The sequence below is a fragment of the Streptomyces diastatochromogenes genome, from assembly GCF_002242805.1.
In the GTDB taxonomy this organism is placed as follows: Bacteria; Actinomycetota; Actinomycetes; order Streptomycetales; family Streptomycetaceae; genus Streptomyces; species Streptomyces diastatochromogenes.
Window position 1 is genome coordinate 222,205 of the sequence record NZ_MCGQ01000009.1, and the last position, 20,387, is coordinate 242,591.

Genomic DNA, 20,387 nt, shown 5'->3' on the forward strand with positions numbered 1-20,387 from the left:
TCCGCGCGGCCACCCGCACACCCGTCGTAATCTGGCAATCATGAAACAGTGCACGCACGCCGACGCGCTGCCGCACCCGGAGCCTGAGGCGCTGAGCGAGACCTGCCCGGAGTGTCTCGCGCGCGGGACGCATCCGGTGCAGCTGCGGCTCTGCCTGTCGTGTGGCCACGTCGGCTGCTGCGACTCCTCACCCGGCAGACACGCGACGGAGCACCACGAGACGTCAGGTCACCCGGTGATGCGGACTTTCGAACCCGGTGAGGACTGGCGGTGGTGCTTCGTCGACCACGTTCTCGTGTGACACTGCACTGACACGGCATACGGCCGCGGCGGTCGACGGTTCGAGCGCCTGACACCGGGGTACGTCAACCCGGCGCGCGCTCTTCCCATTTGGGCCCGCAAACCCTCTAGACACGGAGCGTATCCACAGCTTTACTGTGAGTGACGCCAGGGGGTTGGGGTCCCGGGGACAGGACCGTTCGGAGCGCGATAGCGTCACCGCGGAACCACGTATCCGTTACCCCGGGGGGCGACCCTCGGCCCCGTAAAGCTTGTACCACCATGGAGGTGAGGGTGTCCCAGATCGCAGGCGAGCCCGCGACCCAGGACTTCGTGGAAGTCCGGCTGCCGGCTGCGGGTGCCTACCTGTCGGTGCTGCGGACGGCCACGGCCGGTCTCGCCGCCCGCTTGGACTTCACCCTGGACGAGATCGAGGACCTGCGCATCGCCGTGGACGAGGCCTGCGCGATCCTGCTGCAGCAGGCCGTGCCCGGCTCCGTGCTCAGCTGCGTCTTCCGGCTCGTCGACGACTCGCTGGAGGTCACGGTGTCGGCGCCGACCACCGACGGCCACGCCCCCTCGCGGGACACCTTCGCCTGGACGGTCCTCTCCGCCCTCGCGGGCAAGGTCTCGTCCGCCGTCGACGAGGACAAAACCGTGTCGATCAGCCTCTACAAACAGCGCGGCGCGGGCCCCGGGCCGGCGTGAGGAACGGGGACGGGCCGGTGCGGGACGAAGAGCGCGGCACACGGGAGCTGCCGACGGGGGACGCAGGCCCCACGGACGGTTCCCGACGCATGGCGGACGGCATCGACGGCATCCCCGAGCAGGCCAGGCCGCATCCGGAGGAGGACTCCGCTGAGGCCGGCAGCGACGGTGCCATGCAGAGCGCGTCTTCGCAGGGAGGCGGGATCGGATCCGCCGCCCGCGCGGAGGCGAGGGCTCGGGGAAGGGCTACGGGCGGGACGATGAGCGAGCACGAGCGACACGCCGAGGACGCCGCGCTGGGCGCGGAGGCCGTGCAGGCCACCCGGCACGACCCCCAGGACCGCAGCGGGGCGCGTGCGATGTTCGTCGAGCTGCGCAAGCTGAACCAGGGCAGCCCGGAGTACGCGGAGCTGCGCAACCAGCTGGTCCGTATGCACCTGCCGCTCGTCGAGCACCTGGCGCGCCGCTTCCGCAACCGCGGCGAGCCGCTGGACGACCTCACCCAGGTCGCCACGATCGGCCTGATCAAGTCGGTCGACCGCTTCGACCCGGAGCGCGGCGTGGAGTTCTCCACGTACGCCACCCCGACCGTCGTCGGCGAGATCAAGCGGCACTTCCGCGACAAGGGCTGGGCGGTCCGCGTGCCGCGCAGGCTGCAGGAGCTGCGTCTCGCGCTGACGACGGCGACGGCCGAGCTGTCCCAGCAGCACGGCCGCTCCCCCACGGTCCACGAGCTGGCCGAGAAGCTCGCCATCTCCGAGGAGGAGGTCCTGGAGGGCCTGGAGTCCGCCAACGCGTACTCCACGCTGTCCCTGGACGTCCCCGACACCGACGACGAGTCCCCGGCGGTCGCCGACACCCTCGGCGCCGAGGACGAGGCGCTGGAGGGCGTGGAGTACCGCGAGTCCCTCAAGCCGCTGCTGGAGGACCTGCCGCCGCGCGAGAAGCGGATCCTGCTGCTGCGCTTCTTCGGGAACATGACCCAGTCGCAGATCGCGCAGGAGGTCGGCATCTCGCAGATGCACGTCTCCCGGCTGCTCGCCCGGACCCTCGCCCAGCTGCGCGAGAAGCTGCTCGTCGAGGAGTGAGCCCTACTCGGCCCGGCCCGGTCCCTTGATCCCGAGGGCCCGGGTCGTCGCCGGGTTCACCAGCAGCACCAGCGCGGCGACGGCCACGACGGCCAGGGCGATACCGCCCGGGATGGCCATGCTGTCGGCCTTGAGCAGGTTGTAGGCCACCGGCAGCGCCATGATCTGCGTGATCACGGCGGGGCCACGGCTCCAGCTGCGCCTGAGCAGCAGACCACGCGCGGCGAGCAGCGGCAGCAGCCCGAGCACCACCAGGGTGATCCCGCCGGTCACGGCCTGCTGCCGGTCGTCGGGGTCGCCCGTGAGTCCGAGGACGAGGATCCAGACGCCGCCGATCACCAGGGCGGCCCCCTCCAGCGCGGCCAGCACCGCCGCGTACGTCAGCCGACGCGGACGGGGCTCGGCGGCTTCGGCCGTTTCGGGGGCGGATTTCTGCTCACTGCTCACCCCAGAATCGTAGCCCCGCACCGTACGGCGGCCGCCTCCGCCCCGCGCGCAGCGCGGTCGTGGGTGTCCAGGCTCACGCCCTGGTCTCTTACCGGATCCCTACCTCGGTCTGGGCCGGGTACCCCCCAGTAGGTACGCTGCCATCCATGCGTGCACTTCTCGTGGTCAATCCGGCGGCAACCACCACAAGCGCACGCAGGCGTGACGTCCTGATCCATGCGCTCGCCAGCGAGATGAAGCTGGAGGCGGTCACCACCGAGTACCGCGGCCATGCGCGCGACCTGGGCCGGCAGGCCGCGGAGAGCGACGACATCGACCTGGTCGTGGCCCTCGGCGGCGACGGCACCGTCAACGAGGTCGTCAACGGCCTCCTGCACGCCGGCCCCGACCTGGACCGTCTGCCGGGCCTGGCCGTGGTCCCCGGCGGCTCCACCAATGTCTTCGCCCGCGCCCTGGGCCTGCCCAACGACCCGGTCGAGGCCACCGGCGCCCTGCTGGACGCGCTGCGCGACGGAACCGAGCGGGTGGTCGGGCTCGGCCTGACCTCGGGCACGCCCGGCACCGACGACGAGGCGGTGCCGGACCGCTGGTTCACCTTCAACGCCGGACTCGGCTTCGACGCGGGCGTGGTAGGCCGGGTCGAGCAGCAGCGCGAGCGCGGCAAGAAGTCGACCCACGGGCTGTACGTGCGGCAGGTGGTCCGGCAGTTCCTCGGCGAGCAGCACCGCCGGCACGGCGCGATCACTCTGGAGCGGCCCGGCGCCGACGCGATCAAGGATCTTGTTGTCGCCATAGTCTCGAACACGTCCCCTTGGACGTATCTCGGCAATCGCCCGATGTACACGTCACCTAAGGCGTCGTTCGATACGGGCATCGACGTGCTCGGTCTCAGCCGTCTGTCGACGGCCGCGGTTGCCCGATATGGCACCCAGTTGCTCACTTCGTCCCCCGAGCGGGGACCCCATGGCAGGCATGCGGTGTCGCTGCACGACCTGGACCAGTTCACCTTGCATTCGAAGGCCCCCCTCCCCCTTCAGATGGACGGCGACCACCTCGGACTGCGTACGAGCGTGACGTTCACAGGCGTACGCCGCGCACTGCGTGTGATTGTGTGAGCGGAACGGGCCAAAGTCCTTTCACTCGAACGTTTAGGCCAGGATCCACCCCATGGAAGTACGGCTGTGACCCAGTCGACACCGAGGAATCAAAAAAAACTTTCCGGAAGGGGTTGTATCCGCCGCTGAGGTTTGCGAGTCTCTACGTGGCGATCGGGACGGCCCGCAACACCGGCCTCCACTGATCACCGGAACCCCTCTTCAAACCAAGGACCACGCCGGGGAAGACTCGGCGGTCGGCCCTTCACTTGTTGAGGGATTCGTGAAAGCGTTCACATTCACAAGCAACTTGCACGTAATACCAAGGAGAGGTAGCAGCCATGGACTGGCGTCACAACGCCGTTTGCCGCGAGGAAGACCCCGAGCTCTTCTTCCCCATCGGCAACACCGGTCCTGCGCTGCTGCAGATCGAGGAAGCCAAGGCCGTCTGCCGTCGCTGCCCCGTCATGGAGCAGTGCCTGCAGTGGGCGCTCGAGTCCGGCCAGGACTCCGGCGTCTGGGGTGGTCTCAGCGAGGACGAGCGCCGCGCCATGAAGCGCCGCGCCGCCCGCAACCGGGCCCGTCAGGCCTCCGCCTGACAGTCCCACCCCTGCTGACAGCCTGAGCTTGGCGGCGCGTACAGCGAGTACGCATCTCCCGCCCCCGAGCCGCAGCGCGCAGTACCCCCGATGCGCTTAGCGACAAGCAGAGCAGCAACGAGCTTTAAGCCCCGGACCACCAAGTGGCCCGGGGCTCAATGCTGTTCGGGGCGCCTTCCGTCCGGCGCGCCGGACGCTTCCTACTTCTGCGCCCGCACCGGGATGTCGAGGATCACCTGGGTCCCCCGCTCCGGCGCCGGGACCATGTCGAAGGTGCCGCCCAACTCGCCCTCCACCAGCGTCCGTACGATCTGCAGGCCGAGGTTGCCCGAGCGGTGCGGGTCGAAGCCCTCGGGCAAGCCGACGCCGTCGTCCTGGACGGTGACGAGGAGGCGGGCCTCCTTGGTGGTGCCGCCGCGGACCGCGGAGACCTCGACCGTCCCGGTGTCGCCCTCGCGGAAGCCGTGCTCCAGGGCGTTCTGCAGGATCTCGGTGAGAACCATCGACAGCGGGGTGGCGACCTCGGCGTCGAGGATCCCGAAGCGTCCGCTGCGCCGGCCGGCCACCTTGCCCGGCGAGATCTCGGCGACCATCGCGAGGACCCGGTCGGCGATGTCGTCGAACTCCACCCGCTCGTCCAGGTTCTGGGACAGCGTCTCGTGCACGATCGCGATCGAGCCGACCCGTCGTACGGCCTCTTCCAGGGCCTCCCGGCCGCGCTCGGAATCGATGCGCCGGGCCTGCAGCCGCAGCAGCGCCGCGACGGTCTGCAGGTTGTTCTTGACCCGGTGGTGGATCTCCCGGATGGTCGCGTCCTTGGTGATCAACTCACGCTCGCGGCGCCGGAGTTCGGTGACGTCCCGGAGCAGCACCAGGGAGCCGATGCGGGTGCCCTTGGGCTTGAGCGGAATGGCCCGGAACTGGATCACCCCGTCGTTCGCCTCGATCTCGAACTCGCGCGGTGCCCAGCCGCTCGCCACCTTGGCGAGCGCCTCGTCCACCGGGCCCCGGGTCGGGGCGAGTTCGGCCGTGGTCTGCCCCAGATGCTGTCCGACCAGGTCGGCGGCGAGGCCCATACGGTGGAAGGCGGAGAGGGCGTTCGGGGAGGCGTACTGGACGATGCCGTCCGCGTCCAGCCGGATCAGGCCGTCGCCGACACGCGGGGAGGCGTCCATGTCGACCTGCTGGCCGGGGAAGGGGAAGGAGCCGGCCGCGATCATCTGCGCGAGGTCCGAGGCGCTCTGGAGGTAGGTCAGCTCGAGGCGGCTCGGGGTGCGGACGGTCAGCAGATTGGTGTTGCGGGCGATGACGCCGAGGACGCGGCCCTCGCGCCGTACGGGGATCGACTCGACCCGGACGGGGACCTCTTCGCGCCATTCCGGGTCGCCCTCGCGCACGATCCGGCCCTCGTCCAGCGCCACGTCCAGCATGGGCCGCCGGCCGCGCGGGACCAGGTGGCCGACCATGTCGTCCTGGTAGGAGGTCGGGCCGGTGTTGGGGCGCATCTGGGCGACCGAGACGTACCGGGTGCCGTCGCGGGTGGGGACCCACAGGACCAGGTCGGCGAAGGAGAGGTCGGAGAGCAGCTGCCACTCCGAGACCAGCAGGTGGAGCCACTCGAGGTCGGAGTCACCGAGGGCCGTGTGCTGGCGTACGAGTTCGTTCATGGAGGGCACGTTGTGAGCGTACCCGGGGCCTCGCGATGGCCGAAAAAACACCCGCGGGCCGCGGCGCCTGGGAGGGACCCTCAACCCACCCGGCACCGCAGCCCGGAGCATCATCGGCCGCGGGGTGTGCGGTCCCATTCGGCCGAAGGTCGAGGAGCCGGGGCAGTCAGGGCAGAGAGCTCCGGTTCCTCGTCCGTCCTCCTGTGCGGGGAAGACGGAAGCTGTTCAGTTTTCCCTACGATTCTCCCCTACGCATTCTGGACTAGACCACAATGGCGTGTCCATGCGTGCGGGGGTATGCGTTGAGGTCTGCTGGCACGCGATGCCACGCAGCCTAGCCCGCCCGGGTCAGCCGCGGGGCCAGATGGCCATGGCAATTTCCGCCAGCGCCTCCAGCTCCGCCCGGCTCGCCCCGTCCCGGGCCTGCTGTGACATGCCCTGGATCATCGCTCCGGTGTGCCGCGCGAGCGCCACGGCGTCGGTGCCTGCCGGCAGCCGCCCCGCGGCCACGTCGGCCCGGATCCGGGACTCGACGGTGGCGATGCCCGCGTTGCGCCGCTCCCGCAGCAGCTGCTCGACCTCGGGGCTGGTGCAGTTGGTGGCCGCGTGGACGACCAGGCAGCCGTAGGGGTGGGCGGGGTCTGTGTATTCGGCGGCGGCCTCCCGAAGCGTCCGTTCGACGGCGGCGCGGGCGGTGGGCTCCTCGGCGAGGGCACGGTCCCCGAAGGCGCCGTGGGTGTCGGCGTAGACCCGCACGACCTCCTCGAACAGGGTGCGCTTGTCACCGAAGGCCGCGTAGAGACTCGGGGCGCCGATGCCCATGATCCGGGTGAGATCGGAGACGGAGGTGGCCTCGTAGCCGTGCTCCCAGAAGGCCATGAGCGCCTTCTCCAGCGCGGTGGCACGGTCGAAGGAGCGCGGGCGCCCGCGCGTCCGGGCGGTCCTGGCCTGCGCGTTCGTGTCCTCGCTGGTCACCATGGAGTGCATTTTATAGCGCCCCCTAGAGAAATGTCGGCGGAGTGTTGTACGGTTTTTCTGTAGCGACCGCTAGACAAATATGGAGGGGTGGCGGACATGTGTGTGCTCACAGGGAAGACGGCGCTGGTCACGGGGGCGAGCCGGGGCATCGGGCGGGGCATCGCCGAGCGGCTGGGGCGCGACGGGGCGCGGGTGGCGGTGCACTACGGCAGGAATGAGGCGGCCGCCAAGGAGACGGTGGCCGCGATCGGGGCGGCGGGCGGCTCGGCATTCGCGATCGGGGTGGAGCTGGGCAAGCCGGGGGACGCCGAGCTGCTGTGGGAGAAGTTCGACCGACAGGCGGACGGGCTGGACATCCTGGTGAACAACGCCGGGATCGGTACGGCGCCCCCGATCGGCGAGATCACCGAGGAGGAGTACGAGCGGGTCTTCGCGGTCAATGTGAAGGCGCCGTTCTTCCTCGTCAGGCAGGGCCTGTCGCGACTGCGGGACGGGGGGCGGGTCATCAACATCTCGTCGGGGCTGGCCCGGACCGCGGCCATGCCGGACAAGGTGGCCTACGCGATGACGAAGGGCGCGCTGGACGTCTTCACCCGCGATCTGTCGAAGGTGCTGGGCGCCCGCGGCATCACGGTGAACTCGGTGGCGCCGGGCATCGTCGACACGGACAACACGGCCGGATTCCTGCACGGGACACCGGACGGCTGGGCACAGGCCGCGACCATATCGGCGCTCGGCCGGGTGGGCGCGCCGGCCGACATGGCGGACGTGGTGGCGTTCCTCGTATCGGACGGCGGGCGGTGGGTGACCGGGAGCTGGGTGGACGCGACAGGGGGCTCACTGACGTGACGGGGGCACTGATGCAGCAGACGTCCCACCTGGGCCCGGGAGTCCGATTCTGTTAGATTGGTCTACACCACATAGAGACTTTTGCTCTGACCTCTCCCCAGATCTCCAGGCTCTCTTCAGAACGGCAGGCCCAGCGTGGAAGTTGTCATCGTTCCGGACGCGGCGGCGGGCGGCGAGCTGATCGCCGAGGCCATGGCCCAGCTGCTGCGGCGCAAGCCCGACGCCCTGCTCGGTGTGGCCACCGGCTCGACTCCGCTGCCCATCTACCAGGCGCTGACGGCCAAGGTGCGCTCCGGCGCCGTGGACACCGCGCGGGCCCGCATAGCCCAGCTCGACGAGTACGTGGGGCTGCCCGCCGAGCACCCCGAGTCCTACCGCTCGGTGCTGCGCCGGGAGGTGCTGGAGCCGCTCGGCATAGGTATGGACGCGTTCATGGGCCCGGACGGCACGGCCGAGGACGTCCAGGCGGCGTGCCGGACCTACGACAGGGCGCTCGCCGAGGCCGGCGGCGTGGACCTGCAGCTGCTGGGGATCGGGACGGACGGGCACATCGGGTTCAACGAGCCGTGCTCCTCGCTCGCCTCGCGCACCCGGATCAAGACGCTGACCGAGCAGACCCGGATCGACAACGCGCGCTTCTTCGACGGCGACATCGAGCAGGTGCCGCACCACGTGATCACCCAGGGCATCGGCACCATCCTGGAGGCCCGGCACCTGGTGCTGCTCGCGACCGGCGAGGGCAAGGCGGACGCGGTCGCCGCGACCGTCGAGGGCCCGGTCGCGGCCGTCTGCCCGGCCTCCGCGCTCCAGCTGCACCCGCACGCCACGGTGGTCGTGGACGAGGGCGCCGCGTCCAAGCTCAAGCTGGCCGACTACTTCCGGCACACCTACGTGAACAAGCCGGACTGGCAGGGGATCTAGCACTCGTTGGACTAGACCAACAGCGGGTGCGCCGGTATATAGAGGAGATCACGGACCGTGCGGGTGGAGCCCTGACACCCGCAGCCGTGCCACGATGTGAGCCGTGGCCGATGGGATGTCGGTCGATTTCGGCATCAGGAGCCGGGAAGGCAGAGCATGAGCACCGACGTCGGCAGTGCGGAGAACGAGGCCGGGACGGTCCGTACCGCGCGTGTGCCCAAGTACTACCGCTTGAAGAAGCACCTGCTCGACATGACGGAGACGCAGGCGCCCGGCACGCCGGTCCCGCCCGAGCGCACGCTGGCGGCCGAGTTCGACACGTCCCGCACCACCGTCCGCCAGGCCCTGCAGGAGCTGGTCGTCGAGGGCCGCCTCGAGCGCATCCAGGGCAAGGGCACCTTCGTCGCCAAGCCGAAGGTCTCGCAGGCGCTGCAACTCACCTCGTACACGGAGGACATGCGCGCCCAGGGCCTGGAGCCCACCTCGCAGCTGCTGGACATCGGGTACATCACGGCCGACGACCGGCTCGCCGAGCTGCTCGACATAACGGCCGGCGGACGCGTGCTGCGCATCGAGCGGCTGCGCATGGCCAACGGCGAGCCGATGGCGATCGAGACCACCCATCTGTCGGCCAAGCGGTTCCCGGCCCTCAGGCGCTCGCTGGTGAAGTACACGTCCCTCTACACCGCGCTCGCCGAGGTCTACGACGTCCATCTCGCCGAGGCCGAGGAGACCATCGAGACCTCCCTGGCCACCCCGCGCGAGGCGGGCCTGCTCGGCACCGACGTGGGCCTGCCGATGCTGATGCTCTCCCGCCACTCCCTGGACCGCGAGGGCAAGCCGGTGGAGTGGGTGCGCTCCGTCTACCGGGGCGACCGGTACAAGTTCGTCGCGAGGCTCAAGCGCCCGCAGGACTGACGGGAGTTGAGGTCTTCACACCTCAACCCCCAAATCGACATACCGATATACGGACGAGGTCTTCCGCTGCCACGACACCGTCACCTAGATTGCCTGCGCATTACACAGGTGATCAGCGAGGGGACGGAGCCGTGTCATGTCCGAAACGCCTGAAGTGAGACCGCCGGTCGTGACACCGGTCCGCGTGATCATCGGCCTGTGTCTGGTCGTGCCCTTCGCGGCGATGCTGTGGGTGGGCTCGTACGCCAAGACGGACCCCGCGTTCATCGGGATCCCGTTCTTCTACTGGTACCAGATGCTGTGGGTGCTGATCTCGACCGCGCTCACGATGCTCGCGTACAAGCTGTGGCAGCGTGACCAGAGCGCCCGCAGGGCCACGCAGGGCAAGGGGGCGGCACAGTGAAGGACGGCGTCAACGGCGTCGCGCTCGGCGTCTTCATCTTCTTCTTCCTGGCCGTCACGGTCATGGGCTTCCTGGCCGCACGCTGGCGCCGGGCCGACAACGAGCAGTCCCTGGACGAATGGGGCCTGGGCGGACGGTCGTTCGGCACCTGGATCACCTGGTTCCTGCTCGGCGGCGACCTGTACACGGCGTACACCTTCGTCGCCGTACCGGCGGCGATCTACGCGGCGGGCGCGGCCGGCTTCTTCGCCGTGCCGTACACGATCCTGGTCTACCCGCTGATCTTCACGTTCCTGCCCCGCCTGTGGTCGGTCTCGCACAAGCACGGCTATGTGACGACCTCGGACTTCGTGCGCGGCCGCTTCGGCTCCAAGGGCCTGTCGCTGGCCGTGGCGCTCACCGGCATCCTCGCGACGATGCCGTACATCGCGCTCCAGCTCGTCGGCATCCAGGCGGTGCTGGACGTGATGGGCGTCGGTGGCGGCGAGAACACCAACTGGTTCGTGAAGGACCTGCCGCTGCTGATCGCCTTCGGCGTGCTGGCCGCGTACACCTACTCGTCGGGTCTGCGTGCCCCCGCGCTGATCGCGTTCGTGAAGGACACGCTGATCTACATCGTCATCGCGGTGGCGATCATCTACATCCCGATCAAGCTGGGCGGGTTCGACGACATCTTCGCCAAGGCGGGCGAGAAGTACGCGGCGGCGGGTGCGGGCGGTCTGGTACCGGCCCCGGCGGGCCAGTGGACGTACGCCACGCTGGCGCTCGGCTCGGCGCTCGCGCTGTTCATGTACCCGCACTCGATCACCGCGACGCTCTCCTCCAGGAGCCGTGAGGTGATCCGGCGCAACACCACGATCCTGCCGCTGTACTCACTGATGCTGGGCCTGCTCGCGCTGCTCGGCTTCATGGCGATCGCGGCCGGGGTGAAGGTCACCAACGGGCAGCTGGCGATTCCGCAGCTGTTCGAGGACATGTTCCCGGACTGGTTCGCGGGCGTGGCCTTCGCGGCGATCGGCATCGGCGCCCTCGTGCCCGCGGCCATCATGTCCATCGCCGCGGCGAACCTCTTCACCCGCAACATCTACAAGGACTTCATCAACCCCGACGCCACGGCCGAGCAGGAGACCCGGGTCTCCAAGCTCGTGTCACTGCTGGTGAAGGTGGGCGCGCTGGTCTTCGTCCTGACCATGGACAAGACGGTCGCCATCAACTTCCAGCTGCTGGGCGGCATCTGGATCCTGCAGACCTTCCCGGCCCTGGTCGGCGGCCTGTTCACCCGCTGGTTCCACCGCTGGGCGCTGCTCGCCGGCTGGGCGGTCGGCATGGTGTACGGCACGTTCGCCGCGTACGGGGTGGCCTCGCCGACGCAGAAGCACTTCGGCGGCTCGGCGAAGGAGATCCCCGGCATCGGCGAGATCGGCTACATCGGCCTGACGGCCTTCGTCCTGAACGCCGTCGTCACGGTGGTCCTGACCTTCGTCCTGAAGGCCGTGAAGGCACCCGAGGGCCTCGACGAGACCCGCCCGGAGGACTACACGGCGGACGCGGGCGACCCGGGCGTGGAGGCGGAGCTGCCGCCGGCCACGGCGGGGTCGGCGCACTGACGAAGCTCCGGCCGGGCGCACCGGCGGCTTTCCAGGGGGTGTCTTCTCGGGTCGGCGTGATCCAGAGGACACCCCCTAGTCGCGCGTGCGCCCGGCCATCTCGTCCCAGAAGGTGTCCAGGTCCCCGACGCGCATGCCGACCCAGCCGGGCGTCTTGCGGTGCAGGCTCGCCACGCCTCGGGGGAGCCGGCGCCGGAAGCGTCCGGGCAGCAGGGCCTGCTGCTGGCGGCAGAACGGCTCACGGATCTCGCCCCGGGGCACCGCGCCGCGCGGTGGGTAGGGGCACAGCTGGAATGTGCAGTCGGGCAGGCAGGTGGTGCCCGGCGCGGGCGGCCGCGACTTACCGGCCTTCATGCCGGGACGCAGTGCCCCCCGGTCACGGCGGATGCACGGCGGCAGTGGCATGCCCGGCTGCTCGGCGCGGGCCAGACGCTCCTCGACCTCGTCGGGGTGCCCCTCGCGTTCGATGAGGTTCAGCATGACCAGCACATCGGCGACCAGGCGCTGGGCCCGCCCGTCCAGGGTGCGCCAGCCGGCCGAGGGCGGAATCCACAGGTTGTGCTTGCGGTAGCCCTGCGGCGCAGTGGTGCGGGAGCCGATGGTGTCGGCCACACCCTTCTCGTCGATCCAGACGAACCGCTCGGGCCGCCTGGTCTCCAGGGCGAGCGCCACCAGGTCTCCGGCCTCGGCGACGAACGGATGCAGCCGCACCCGGGCCGAGGCGCCGTCGGGACCGGCCCGGGCGGGTGCCTGGTTGACCGTACCCGCCATCGACAGCCAGCGCTCCACGGTCTGTACGGCGGTCAGCCCGCGGACCGCTCCGGACGGCTCACGCGGCGCCTCCCCGTCCTGTTCCTGCTCTGTCCCGAGCCGATCGTCCTGCTCCCGGCGCGTACTGGTGTCCGGCAGTTCCCACAGGCACAGCGCCTGGAGCAGGTTGAGCTGCGCGTACCAGCAGCGGCTCTGCCGCAGTACGGTCTCCGCCTGCCGGATCAGGTCGGCGCGGGCGCCCGGGTAGGTGTACGGGTGGCGTTTGCGCCGGTTGGCCGCGTACTTGAAGCCCTGAGCCAGGGCTTCCTCGAGCGCGAGGGGCAGATCGGGGGTGCCGCGCCGCGGGTCGAGGTGGCGCAGCCACTTGGTGAGACGCTCCCGGGCCTCGTCGCGGTGGCTGTCCTCGACGGAGCCCAGGAGCATGGGGATCATCCAGGCCCGCATCACGAACTCCCGCAGCAGAAGGACACGTTCGTGCTGGTACTGCTGGTTGAACGCCTCCCGGCGGTCTGTCAGCTGCTTGAGCCGACGGGCTGTCAGCTGCTTGAGCTGGTCCTGGGGCCGTGACGAGACACGGACGGCTCTCGCCTGCTGTATGTCCGCCGCCCACTTCACGCACAGCCGTCTCTTACAGTCCTTCAGGCCGCTGACCTTGTCGTTGTACTCCTGCACGGGGTCGGTGTGCTTGCTGATCCATTGGCGGACCACGGCGAACGCGTCATTGCCGCCGCTGCCGAACTCCTGGGCAGCCGCCAGGCGGATGGAGTAGGCGGGCTCCTGCTTGCCCATGTCGAAGAGTTCCTGGTAGAGGGGGGTGGTGTCGATCCTGCCGGAGGTGGCCCGCAACGCCGTGCCGAGCTGCTTGAGCAGTCCTAGTTTCGCCTCCTCCAGTGTGCGCCGGTCTCCCTCGAAGTCCCGCCACCGGTCGTGCACCGCGCGGACGATGGTGCTGAGCAGTCTGGGAGTGTCCTCCACGCTCTCGATCTCCAGGGCCGCCGTGTACAGGTCGAGCGCCTTCGGGTCGGCTGGGCGGTGTTTGGCGGCAGTCAGCAACCGGTGGGCCATCGGCCGCCCAGGCCCGGGAGACTGCCGCCGGACCTCCTCCTCCCACTTCTTCAGCTCTGCGGTCACACTGCCGCCCTTCGCGGAGCGGTCCGCCGCCCGCCGGCGGGACAGCAGCACCAGCGCGATGAGCAACTCCCGGCTGGGACCCGGAGGTTGCAGTGCCTGCTCGACCAGCTCCCCGGCGGCGCGCTCCCCCAGGCGGTAGAGCATGCGGTAGCCGAAGTACGCCTGCAGGATGCTGTGCGGAAAACGGACCTTCTGCTCGGATCCCTCCACCAACTTCAGTTTGTCGGCGTGGCATGCGAAACGGGCGAGAATGCCATGGCACTGGCTCAGGTCCCCCTCCCGCAGCGTCCTGCTCACCTCATCGCTGCCGTCGCAGAGAAGGTTCCAGATCCGTTCCCGGTGCCACTCGGAAAACGCGTTGCGGCGCTTGCCGTACCGGTCGACACTCCGCTGCTCCCACAGATGCTCGGCATGGGCCCGCACCCGCCGGACCCGGCCAGGGTGGACGTCCCTGTCCAACAGCTCCGTGAAGCCGACCTCCAGCGAGTCCTGGAGAAGTCCCACACAGGCCAGGGCGGAGACCACCTCCAGGGCGTCCTGCCGCTCCCTCGGCTCCAATGCCACGTTCGCGCGCAGCCGGCCCTCCAGCAGGGAGTGCTCCCATGTCTCCAGCAGCCACAGCCGCAGTTGGCCGCGGTCCCTGCTGCGGGAGTCCAGGCGCCGCGGGTCGTTGCGGCGGTCGCGCTCGAGGTCGCCGTGGTGGTGCAGCTCCCGGGCGATCTGCAGGTAGATGGGGGACTCGGTCACCTCCGCCGTCTCCACGATCCAGTCGACGCGGCGCTCGTCCGTCTCCGGCACACGCGCCTTGACGAAGTGCAGTGCCTCCTCCTCGCTGAGCGGTTCCAGCTCCACGATGGCGGCGGGGGTGCTCTCCAGCGGGCTGTGCGGCCGGGAGGCGACGACGAGGGGCAGCCGCTCCTCGTGGGCGTGCTTGATGGCCCTGCGGATGATGTTGTCCCGGTCCTCCTGCAGGCCCTCGCCGAGAAGGGCCTCCTCCAGGCCGTCGGCGATGACGACCACCTTGTCGTCGGCGAGCAGCTGCTGCCAGACCCGCTCGGTCTTGGTGCGCGCCAGGACGCCCTGGGGCGCCTCCTCGGCGAAGCGTTTCCGGGCCATGCGCTTGAAGTCCAGGTCGGGGCCGGTGGCGTCGCGCAGACGGATCGGCACGGGGACGGCACCCTGCGCGGCCAGCATCTCGGTGAGCCGCACCAGGACGGCGGTCTTGCCCACGCCCACCCCGCCGACGAGCAGATACGGGCGGCGGGTTTCGCGCTCGCGCAGCCGCTGGGCGATGACCTCGGCGATCTCCTCCCGGCCGACGATCTCGGCGATGTCCGGCCCGGCGGTGACGACCAGGTCCTGCGGCTGCCGGCGCGCCTTCGCGAGGTAGCGGCGCTTGGTCCAGCTGTACCAGGCGAACAGGAAGAACGCGGCGGCGAGCGAGGCGGCAAGGACGGGACCGAGGATGCGGGAGATGCCCTCGAACCCAGCGCTCCGCCGCCAGCGGTCGAACCAGTTCTCCTGGTGCGTGACCGTGTTGTACACGGCCTCCCCGGCCCAGGCGAGGACGGCGAGCGAGGCGACGACCCAGACGACCCTCATGCCATTGGTGTAGGAGAACCACCTGCGCCACTGCTTGGGACGGGTGGTGTCCTTGCGGGCCTCCCACCAGACCGTCAGAGCGTGCCAGCGCCTCAGATAGACGCGTCTGGCCCGTCGCCCCAGCCCCCTCAACGCAAGTGTCGCCATGGGCTCGTTGCGTGGTCGCTCCTTGCCCGGCGGATGACGGACGACCTTCGGCATGGTGCGCTCTCCTCCCCTGAGCTGGCTCGGGACGGAGGACCCCCGCCGGTGTCGGCACCTCCTTCCATGGAATCACTCACGGCTGGCCCCGCAACCCGGCTGCCCCGGTCCGCACACCCGAGCGGGACCGGAATCCCCTCTCCCGCCTGGCCGACCTCACTCTCCTCACCCACGAGTTGACCCTGTGAAGCCACCGCAACACGCAACAGACACAACATCTGGGGGTGACACCACGACCCGGCACTAGATGTATGCTCGTCCTCGCTGTCGCCGCAGGGGAATCCGGTGCGAATCCGGAACTGTCCCGCAACGGTGTACTTGCGTGCATCCGCACGCCTGTTCAGTCCGAGGACCTGTCGGCAGCGCGCGCCCGGCCGTCCGGTCCGGGTGCCTTCAGACGTCCGGGCCTCGTGGAGTGGGCCGGTGGACGCGACGCCGTGCGCGCTCGTGCTGCCCCCCGCCCTCCGTCAGGCCCCGTGCCGAGCGAGGGAGAGCCCCACGTGACCATCGCGCCAGCCGACCCGGCTTCAGCCGTCCAGGCGACCGCAGCCCCGGTGGAGACCGACGGTCCCGGTGCCGCGTTGCTGCGGACCCTGACCGAGCTGACCGCCGACCTCCCCGACGCCGACCCCGGCCGGGTCGCCGCGGCCGCGCTGCGGGGCCGGTCCGCCCGGGCCGACGAGGCGGAGTTGCGCGAGCTGGCCACGGAGGCGGCCGCGGGCCTCATCTCCGAGGACCCCGCCTACTCCCGGCTGGCCGCCCGGCTGCTGACCATCTCGATCCGCGCCGAGGCCGCCTCGCAGGGTGTGACGTCCTTCACCGAGTCCGTCGCCGTGGGCCACCGCGAGGGCCTGGTCGCCGACCGCACGGCGGAGTTCGTACGGCTGCACGCCGAGCGTCTCGACACGCTGATCGACGCCGCCGGCGACGACCGCTTCGGCTACTTCGGCCTGCGCACCCTGCACAGCCGCTATCTGCTCCGGCACCCGATCACCCGTCGGGTGATCGAGACGCCCCAGCACTTCATGCTGCGGGTCGCGAGCGGTCTGGCCGAGGACGACACCACCCGGTCCGTCGACGAAGTGGCGGCGCTCTACGGGCTCATGAGCCGCCTCGACTACCTGCCCTCCTCCCCCACGCTCTTCAACTCCGGCACACGGCACCCCCAGATGTCGTCCTGCTACCTCCTCGACTCGCCGCTGGACGAGCTGGACTCCATCTACGACCGCTACCACCAGGTCGCCCGCCTCTCCAAGCACGCCGGCGGCATCGGTCTGTCGTACTCCCGGATCCGCAGCCGCGGTTCGCTGATCCGCGGCACCAACGGGCACTCCAACGGCATCGTCCCGTTCCTGAAGACCCTGGACGCCTCGGTGGCCGCGGTGAACCAGGGCGGCCGGCGCAAGGGCGCGGCCGCGGTGTACCTGGAGACCTGGCACTCCGACATCGAGGAGTTCCTGGAGCTGCGGGACAACACCGGTGAGGACGCCCGCCGTACGCACAACCTCAACCTCGCCCACTGGATCCCGGACGAGTTCATGCGCCGGGTCAACGCCGACGAGCAGTGGTCGCTGTTCTCCCCGGCGGACGTGCCGGAGCTGGTGGACCTGTGGGGCCCGGAGTTCGACGCGGCCTACCGCAAGGCGGAGGCGGACGGGCTCGCGAAGAAGACCATCCCGGCCCGCGACCTGTACGGCCGCATGATGCGCACCCTCGCGCAGACCGGCAACGGCTGGATGACCTTCAAGGACGCCGCCAACCGCACCGCCAACCAGACGGCCCTGCCGGGCCACACCGTCCACTCCTCCAACCTCTGCACGGAGATCCTGGAGGTCACCGACGACGGCGAGACGGCGGTCTGCAACCTGGGTTCGGTCAACCTCGGTGCCTTCGTGCGCGACGGGGACATCGACTGGGAGCGCCTGGACGAGACGGTCCGCACGGCCGTCACCTTCCTCGACCGCGTGGTCGACATCAACTTCTACCCGACCGAGCAGGCGGGCCGCTCCAACGCCAAGTGGCGTCCGGTGGGCCTGGGCGCGATGGGTCTGCAGGACGTCTTCTTCAAGCTGCGCCTGCCCTTCGACTCCGCCGAGGCCAAGGCCCTGTCCACCCGTGTCGCCGAGCGGATCATGCTCGCCGCGTACGAGGCCTCCGCCGACCTGGCCGAGCGCAACGGCCCGCTGCCGGCCTGGGAGAAGACCCGTACGGCCAAGGGCGTTCTCCACCCCGACCACTACGACGCCGAGCTGACCTGGCCGGAGCGCTGGGCGGCCCTGCGCGAGCGGATCGCCACCGTCGGCATGCGCAACTCGCTCCTCCTCGCGATCGCTCCGACCGCCACCATCGCCTCCATCGCGGGCGTGTACGAGTGCATCGAGCCGCAGGTCTCCAACCTGTTCAAGCGCGAGACGCTGTCCGGTGAGTTCCTGCAGGTCAACTCCTACCTGGTGCAGGACCTCAAGGACCTCGGTGTCTGGGACGCGCGCACCCGTGAGGCGCTGCGCGAGTCCAACGGCTCGGTGCAGGACTTCGCGTGGATCCCGGCCGACGTCCGGGCGCTGTACCGCACGGCGTGGGAGATCCCGCAGCGCGGCCTGATCGACATGGCCGCGGCCCGCACCCCGTTCCTGGACCAGTCGCAGTCCCTGAACCTGTTCCTGGAGACGCCGACCATCGGCAAGCTCTCCTCGATGTACGCGTACGCCTGGAAGCAGGGCCTGAAGACGACGTACTACCTGCGCTCCCGCCCGGCGACCCGCATCGCCCGCGCGGCACAGGCGCAGCCCACCATCCCCGTCCAGCAGGCGGCCGACCCCGACGCCGTCGCCTGCTCCCTGGAAAACCCCGAGTCCTGCGAGGCCTGCCAGTAATGCCCAGCAACCAGAACCTGCTCGACCCCGGCTTCGAGCTGACTCTGCGCCCCATGCGCTACCCGGACTTCTACGAGCGCTACCGGGACGCCATCAAGAACACCTGGACCGTCGAGGAGGTCGACCTCCACTCGGACGTCGCCGACCTCGCGAAGCTGACCCCGGCCGAGCAGCACCTGATCGGCCGCCTGGTGGCCTTCTTCGCGACGGGTGACTCGATCGTCGCGAACAACCTGGTGCTGACGCTGTACAAGCACATCAACTCCCCGGAAGCCCGGCTGTACTTGAGCCGCCAGCTGTTCGAGGAGGCCGTGCACGTCCAGTTCTACCTGACCCTCCTGGACACCTACCTCCCCGACCCGGACGACCGCGCCGCCGCCTTCGCGGCCGTGGAGAACATCCCCTCCATCCGCGAGAAGGCCGAGTTCTGCTTCAAGTGGATGGACTCGGTGGAGAAGCTGGACCGCCTGGAGTCCAAGGCGGACCGCCGCCGCTTCCTGCTCAACCTGATCTGCTTCGCCGCGTGCATCGAGGGCCTGTTCTTCTACGGCGCCTTCGCGTACGTCTACTGGTTCCGCAGCCGGGGTCTGCTGCACGGTCTCGCCACCGGCACCAACTGGGTGTTCCGCGACGAGACGATGCACATGTCCTTCGCCTTCGAGGTGGTCGACACCGTCCGCAAGGAGGAGCCGGAGCTCTTCGACGACCAGCTCCAGCAGCAGGTCACGGACATGCTCCGGGAGGCTGTCGAGGCGGAGCTGCAGTTCGGGCGCGACCTGTGCGGCGACGGTCTGCCGGGCATGAACACCGAGTCGATGCGTCAGTACCTGGAGTGCGTCGCCGACCAGCGCCTCACCCGCCTCGGCTTCGCCCCGGTGTACGGCTCGGAGAACCCCTTCTCCTTCATGGAGCTGCAGGGCGTTCAGGAGCTGACGAACTTCTTCGAGCGCCGCCCGTCGGCGTACCAGGTCGCCGTGGAGGGCACGGTCGACCTGGACGAGGACTTCTGATCCCTCCTGTCTCCGCGGGTCTCCTGGGCCTCCCTGAGCTGCCGGTCGATGCGCCTGTCGCGCACGATGCCGAGCACGGAGGGGAGGACCAGGAGGACCAGGATTCCGAGCGTGGCGAGCATTCCGATCAGGCCTTCTATCTGGTTTCCGTTCATGTCACCACTGTCGCGCCGGATGCTCCTTACCGGGAGTGGCAGGACTGCCGTACACCCTCGATTTACTGCCACTTCCGAGGCACACTGGCAGCATGCTGAAGAACGTGGCCGCCGTACTGCTGGACGGCGTGCACCCCTTCGAACTGGGTGTGGTGTGCGAGGTGTTCGGCATCGACCGCAGCGACGAGGGGCTGCCGGTGTACGACTTCGCCGTGGTCTCGGCGGAGGGCGAGGCGCTGAGCACCCATGTCGGCGGGCTCACCGTGTCGACGCCGTACGGTCTGGAGCGGCTGGAGGAGGCCGACCTGATCGCGGTGCCGGCCGGGAGCGACTACGTCACCCGGGAGTACCCGCCCGCGCTGCTCGACGCCCTGGTACGGGCCGTGCAGCGGGGCACCCGGGTGCTGAGCGTGTGCTCCGGTGTCTTCGTGCTCGGCGCGGCCGGGCTGCTCGACGGGCGGCGGTGCAGTGTGCACTGGCGGCAGGCCAAGGAGCTGGCGGTGCGCAACCCCCGGGCGATCATCGAGCCGGACGTGCTCTACGTCGACGAGGACCCGGTGATCACCTCCGCCGGTACGGCCGCCGGGATCGACGCCTGTCTGCACATCGTGCGCAAGGAGCAGGGGCCTGAGGTCGCCAACAAGATCGCCCGGCGGATGGTCGTACCGCCGCACCGGGACGGCGGGCAGGCGCAGTACATCGAGCGGCCGCTGCCCAAGGCCCCGTGCGACACCGTCGGCGAGGTCCTGGTGTGGATGGAGGAGCACCTCGACCGGGAGGTGACCGTCGAGCAGCTCGCCGCCCGCGCCCACCTGGCGCCGCGCACCTTCGCCCGGCGCTTCCAGCAGGAGACCGGGACCACTCCCTACCGCTGGATCCTGCGCCAACGGGTGTTGCTGGCACAGCAGTTGCTGGAGGGCACGGACGAGACCGTGGACGCGATCGCCTCACGCACCGGCTTCGGTACGGCGGCCGCGCTGCGCCACCAGTTCGTCCGCGCGGTGGGCACGACCCCGAACGCCTACCGGCGCGCGTTCCGGGGCCCGGAGGCCGCCTGAGCGCGCGCCGGTCGTCGGCGGGCGTCGT

At 69.9% G+C, this 20,387-nt stretch carries 17 protein-coding genes and 1 riboswitch; of the genes, 13 read left to right on the forward strand and 4 right to left on the reverse strand.

The window, feature by feature from the left end:
• Positions 1-40 precede the first annotated feature (40 nt).
• The 3 genes from BEK98_RS10660 to BEK98_RS10670 all read left to right on the forward strand — a co-directional run bounded on the left by BEK98_RS10660 (position 41) and on the right by BEK98_RS10670 (position 2,075).
• On the forward strand, positions 41-301 hold the full coding sequence (locus tag BEK98_RS10660; RefSeq protein ID WP_094216187.1) for a UBP-type zinc finger domain-containing protein: 261 nt from the start codon (positions 41-43) through the stop codon (positions 299-301).
• Positions 302-573: 272 nt separating this feature from the next.
• Positions 574-987 (forward strand): ATP-binding protein, encoded by a 414-nt coding sequence (locus tag BEK98_RS10665; RefSeq protein WP_004925829.1) that lies wholly within the window; start codon positions 574-576, stop codon positions 985-987.
• Positions 988-1,004: 17 nt separating this feature from the next.
• Positions 1,005-2,075: an RNA polymerase sigma factor SigF gene (locus BEK98_RS10670; RefSeq protein WP_425276600.1), complete on the forward strand. Its 1,071-nt coding sequence runs from the start codon at positions 1,005-1,007 to the stop codon at positions 2,073-2,075.
• A gap of 3 nt (positions 2,076-2,078) precedes the next feature.
• Here BEK98_RS10670 and BEK98_RS10675 read toward each other — a convergent pair whose 3' ends face one another.
• Positions 2,079-2,522, reverse strand: a complete 444-nt coding sequence (locus tag BEK98_RS10675; RefSeq protein WP_094216189.1) for a hypothetical protein — start codon at positions 2,520-2,522, stop codon at positions 2,079-2,081.
• Between the two features lie 146 nt (positions 2,523-2,668).
• Here BEK98_RS10675 and BEK98_RS10680 point away from each other — a divergent pair, with 146 nt between their 5' ends.
• Positions 2,669-3,637: a diacylglycerol/lipid kinase family protein gene (locus BEK98_RS10680; protein ID WP_094216190.1), complete on the forward strand. Its 969-nt coding sequence runs from the start codon at positions 2,669-2,671 to the stop codon at positions 3,635-3,637.
• Positions 3,638-3,957: 320 nt separating this feature from the next.
• Entirely contained in the window at positions 3,958-4,215 is a 258-nt protein-coding gene (locus tag BEK98_RS10685; protein ID WP_016639615.1) for a WhiB family transcriptional regulator, read from the forward strand.
• Positions 4,216-4,415: 200 nt separating this feature from the next.
• On the opposite strand, the gene BEK98_RS10690 is transcribed toward BEK98_RS10685, so the two are convergent.
• The gene (locus BEK98_RS10690) at positions 4,416-5,891 is read right to left on the reverse strand and encodes a sensor histidine kinase (protein WP_094216191.1); all 1,476 of its coding nucleotides are present in this window, start codon (positions 5,889-5,891) and stop codon (positions 4,416-4,418) included.
• Between the two features lie 339 nt (positions 5,892-6,230).
• On the reverse strand, positions 6,231-6,860 hold the full coding sequence (locus BEK98_RS10695) for a TetR/AcrR family transcriptional regulator (RefSeq protein ID WP_094216252.1): 630 nt from the start codon (positions 6,858-6,860) through the stop codon (positions 6,231-6,233).
• 96 nt (positions 6,861-6,956) lie between these two features.
• On the opposite strand from BEK98_RS10695, the gene BEK98_RS10700 reads away from it, so the two are divergent.
• The 5 genes from BEK98_RS10700 (at position 6,957) to mctP (ending at position 11,558) form a co-directional block, all read left to right on the forward strand.
• Positions 6,957-7,709, forward strand: a complete 753-nt coding sequence (locus BEK98_RS10700) for an SDR family oxidoreductase (RefSeq protein WP_094216192.1) — start codon at positions 6,957-6,959, stop codon at positions 7,707-7,709.
• 135 nt (positions 7,710-7,844) lie between these two features.
• Complete coding sequence (gene nagB, locus BEK98_RS10705) at positions 7,845-8,630, forward strand: glucosamine-6-phosphate deaminase (RefSeq protein ID WP_094216193.1); 786 nt, start codon at positions 7,845-7,847, stop codon at positions 8,628-8,630.
• 156 nt (positions 8,631-8,786) lie between these two features.
• Positions 8,787-9,548, forward strand: coding sequence for a GntR family transcriptional regulator (locus BEK98_RS10710; protein ID WP_094216194.1), 762 nt, complete (start codon positions 8,787-8,789; stop codon positions 9,546-9,548).
• Between the two features lie 136 nt (positions 9,549-9,684).
• Entirely contained in the window at positions 9,685-9,951 is a 267-nt protein-coding gene (locus BEK98_RS10715; RefSeq protein WP_094216195.1) for a DUF3311 domain-containing protein, read from the forward strand.
• Complete coding sequence (gene mctP / locus BEK98_RS10720) at positions 9,948-11,558, forward strand: monocarboxylate uptake permease MctP (RefSeq protein WP_094216196.1); 1,611 nt, start codon at positions 9,948-9,950, stop codon at positions 11,556-11,558. The genes BEK98_RS10715 and mctP overlap by 4 nt, the downstream gene beginning before the upstream one ends.
• 75 nt (positions 11,559-11,633) lie before the next feature.
• On the opposite strand, the gene BEK98_RS10725 is transcribed toward mctP, so the two are convergent.
• Positions 11,634-15,263: an NACHT domain-containing protein gene (locus BEK98_RS10725; RefSeq protein ID WP_094216197.1), complete on the reverse strand. Its 3,630-nt coding sequence runs from the start codon at positions 15,261-15,263 to the stop codon at positions 11,634-11,636.
• 251 nt (positions 15,264-15,514) lie between these two features.
• Positions 15,515-15,638, forward strand: a riboswitch (cobalamin riboswitch).
• Between the two features lie 125 nt (positions 15,639-15,763).
• On the opposite strand from BEK98_RS10725, the gene BEK98_RS10730 reads away from it, so the two are divergent.
• The 3 genes from BEK98_RS10730 (at position 15,764) to BEK98_RS10740 (ending at position 20,359) form a co-directional block, all read left to right on the forward strand.
• Positions 15,764-18,136 carry a ribonucleoside-diphosphate reductase subunit alpha gene (locus tag BEK98_RS10730; RefSeq protein WP_094216198.1) on the forward strand — a complete coding sequence of 791 codons (2,373 nt, stop codon included), beginning with the start codon at positions 15,764-15,766 and terminating at the stop codon, positions 18,134-18,136.
• Entirely contained in the window at positions 18,136-19,146 is a 1,011-nt protein-coding gene (locus BEK98_RS10735; protein WP_094216199.1) for a ribonucleotide-diphosphate reductase subunit beta, read from the forward strand. Before BEK98_RS10730 ends, BEK98_RS10735 begins: the two co-directional genes overlap by 1 nt.
• A 247-nt stretch (positions 19,147-19,393) precedes the next feature.
• Positions 19,394-20,359 carry a helix-turn-helix domain-containing protein gene (locus BEK98_RS10740; protein ID WP_094216200.1) on the forward strand — a complete coding sequence of 322 codons (966 nt, stop codon included), beginning with the start codon at positions 19,394-19,396 and terminating at the stop codon, positions 20,357-20,359.
• Positions 20,360-20,387: the final 28 nt, after the last annotated feature.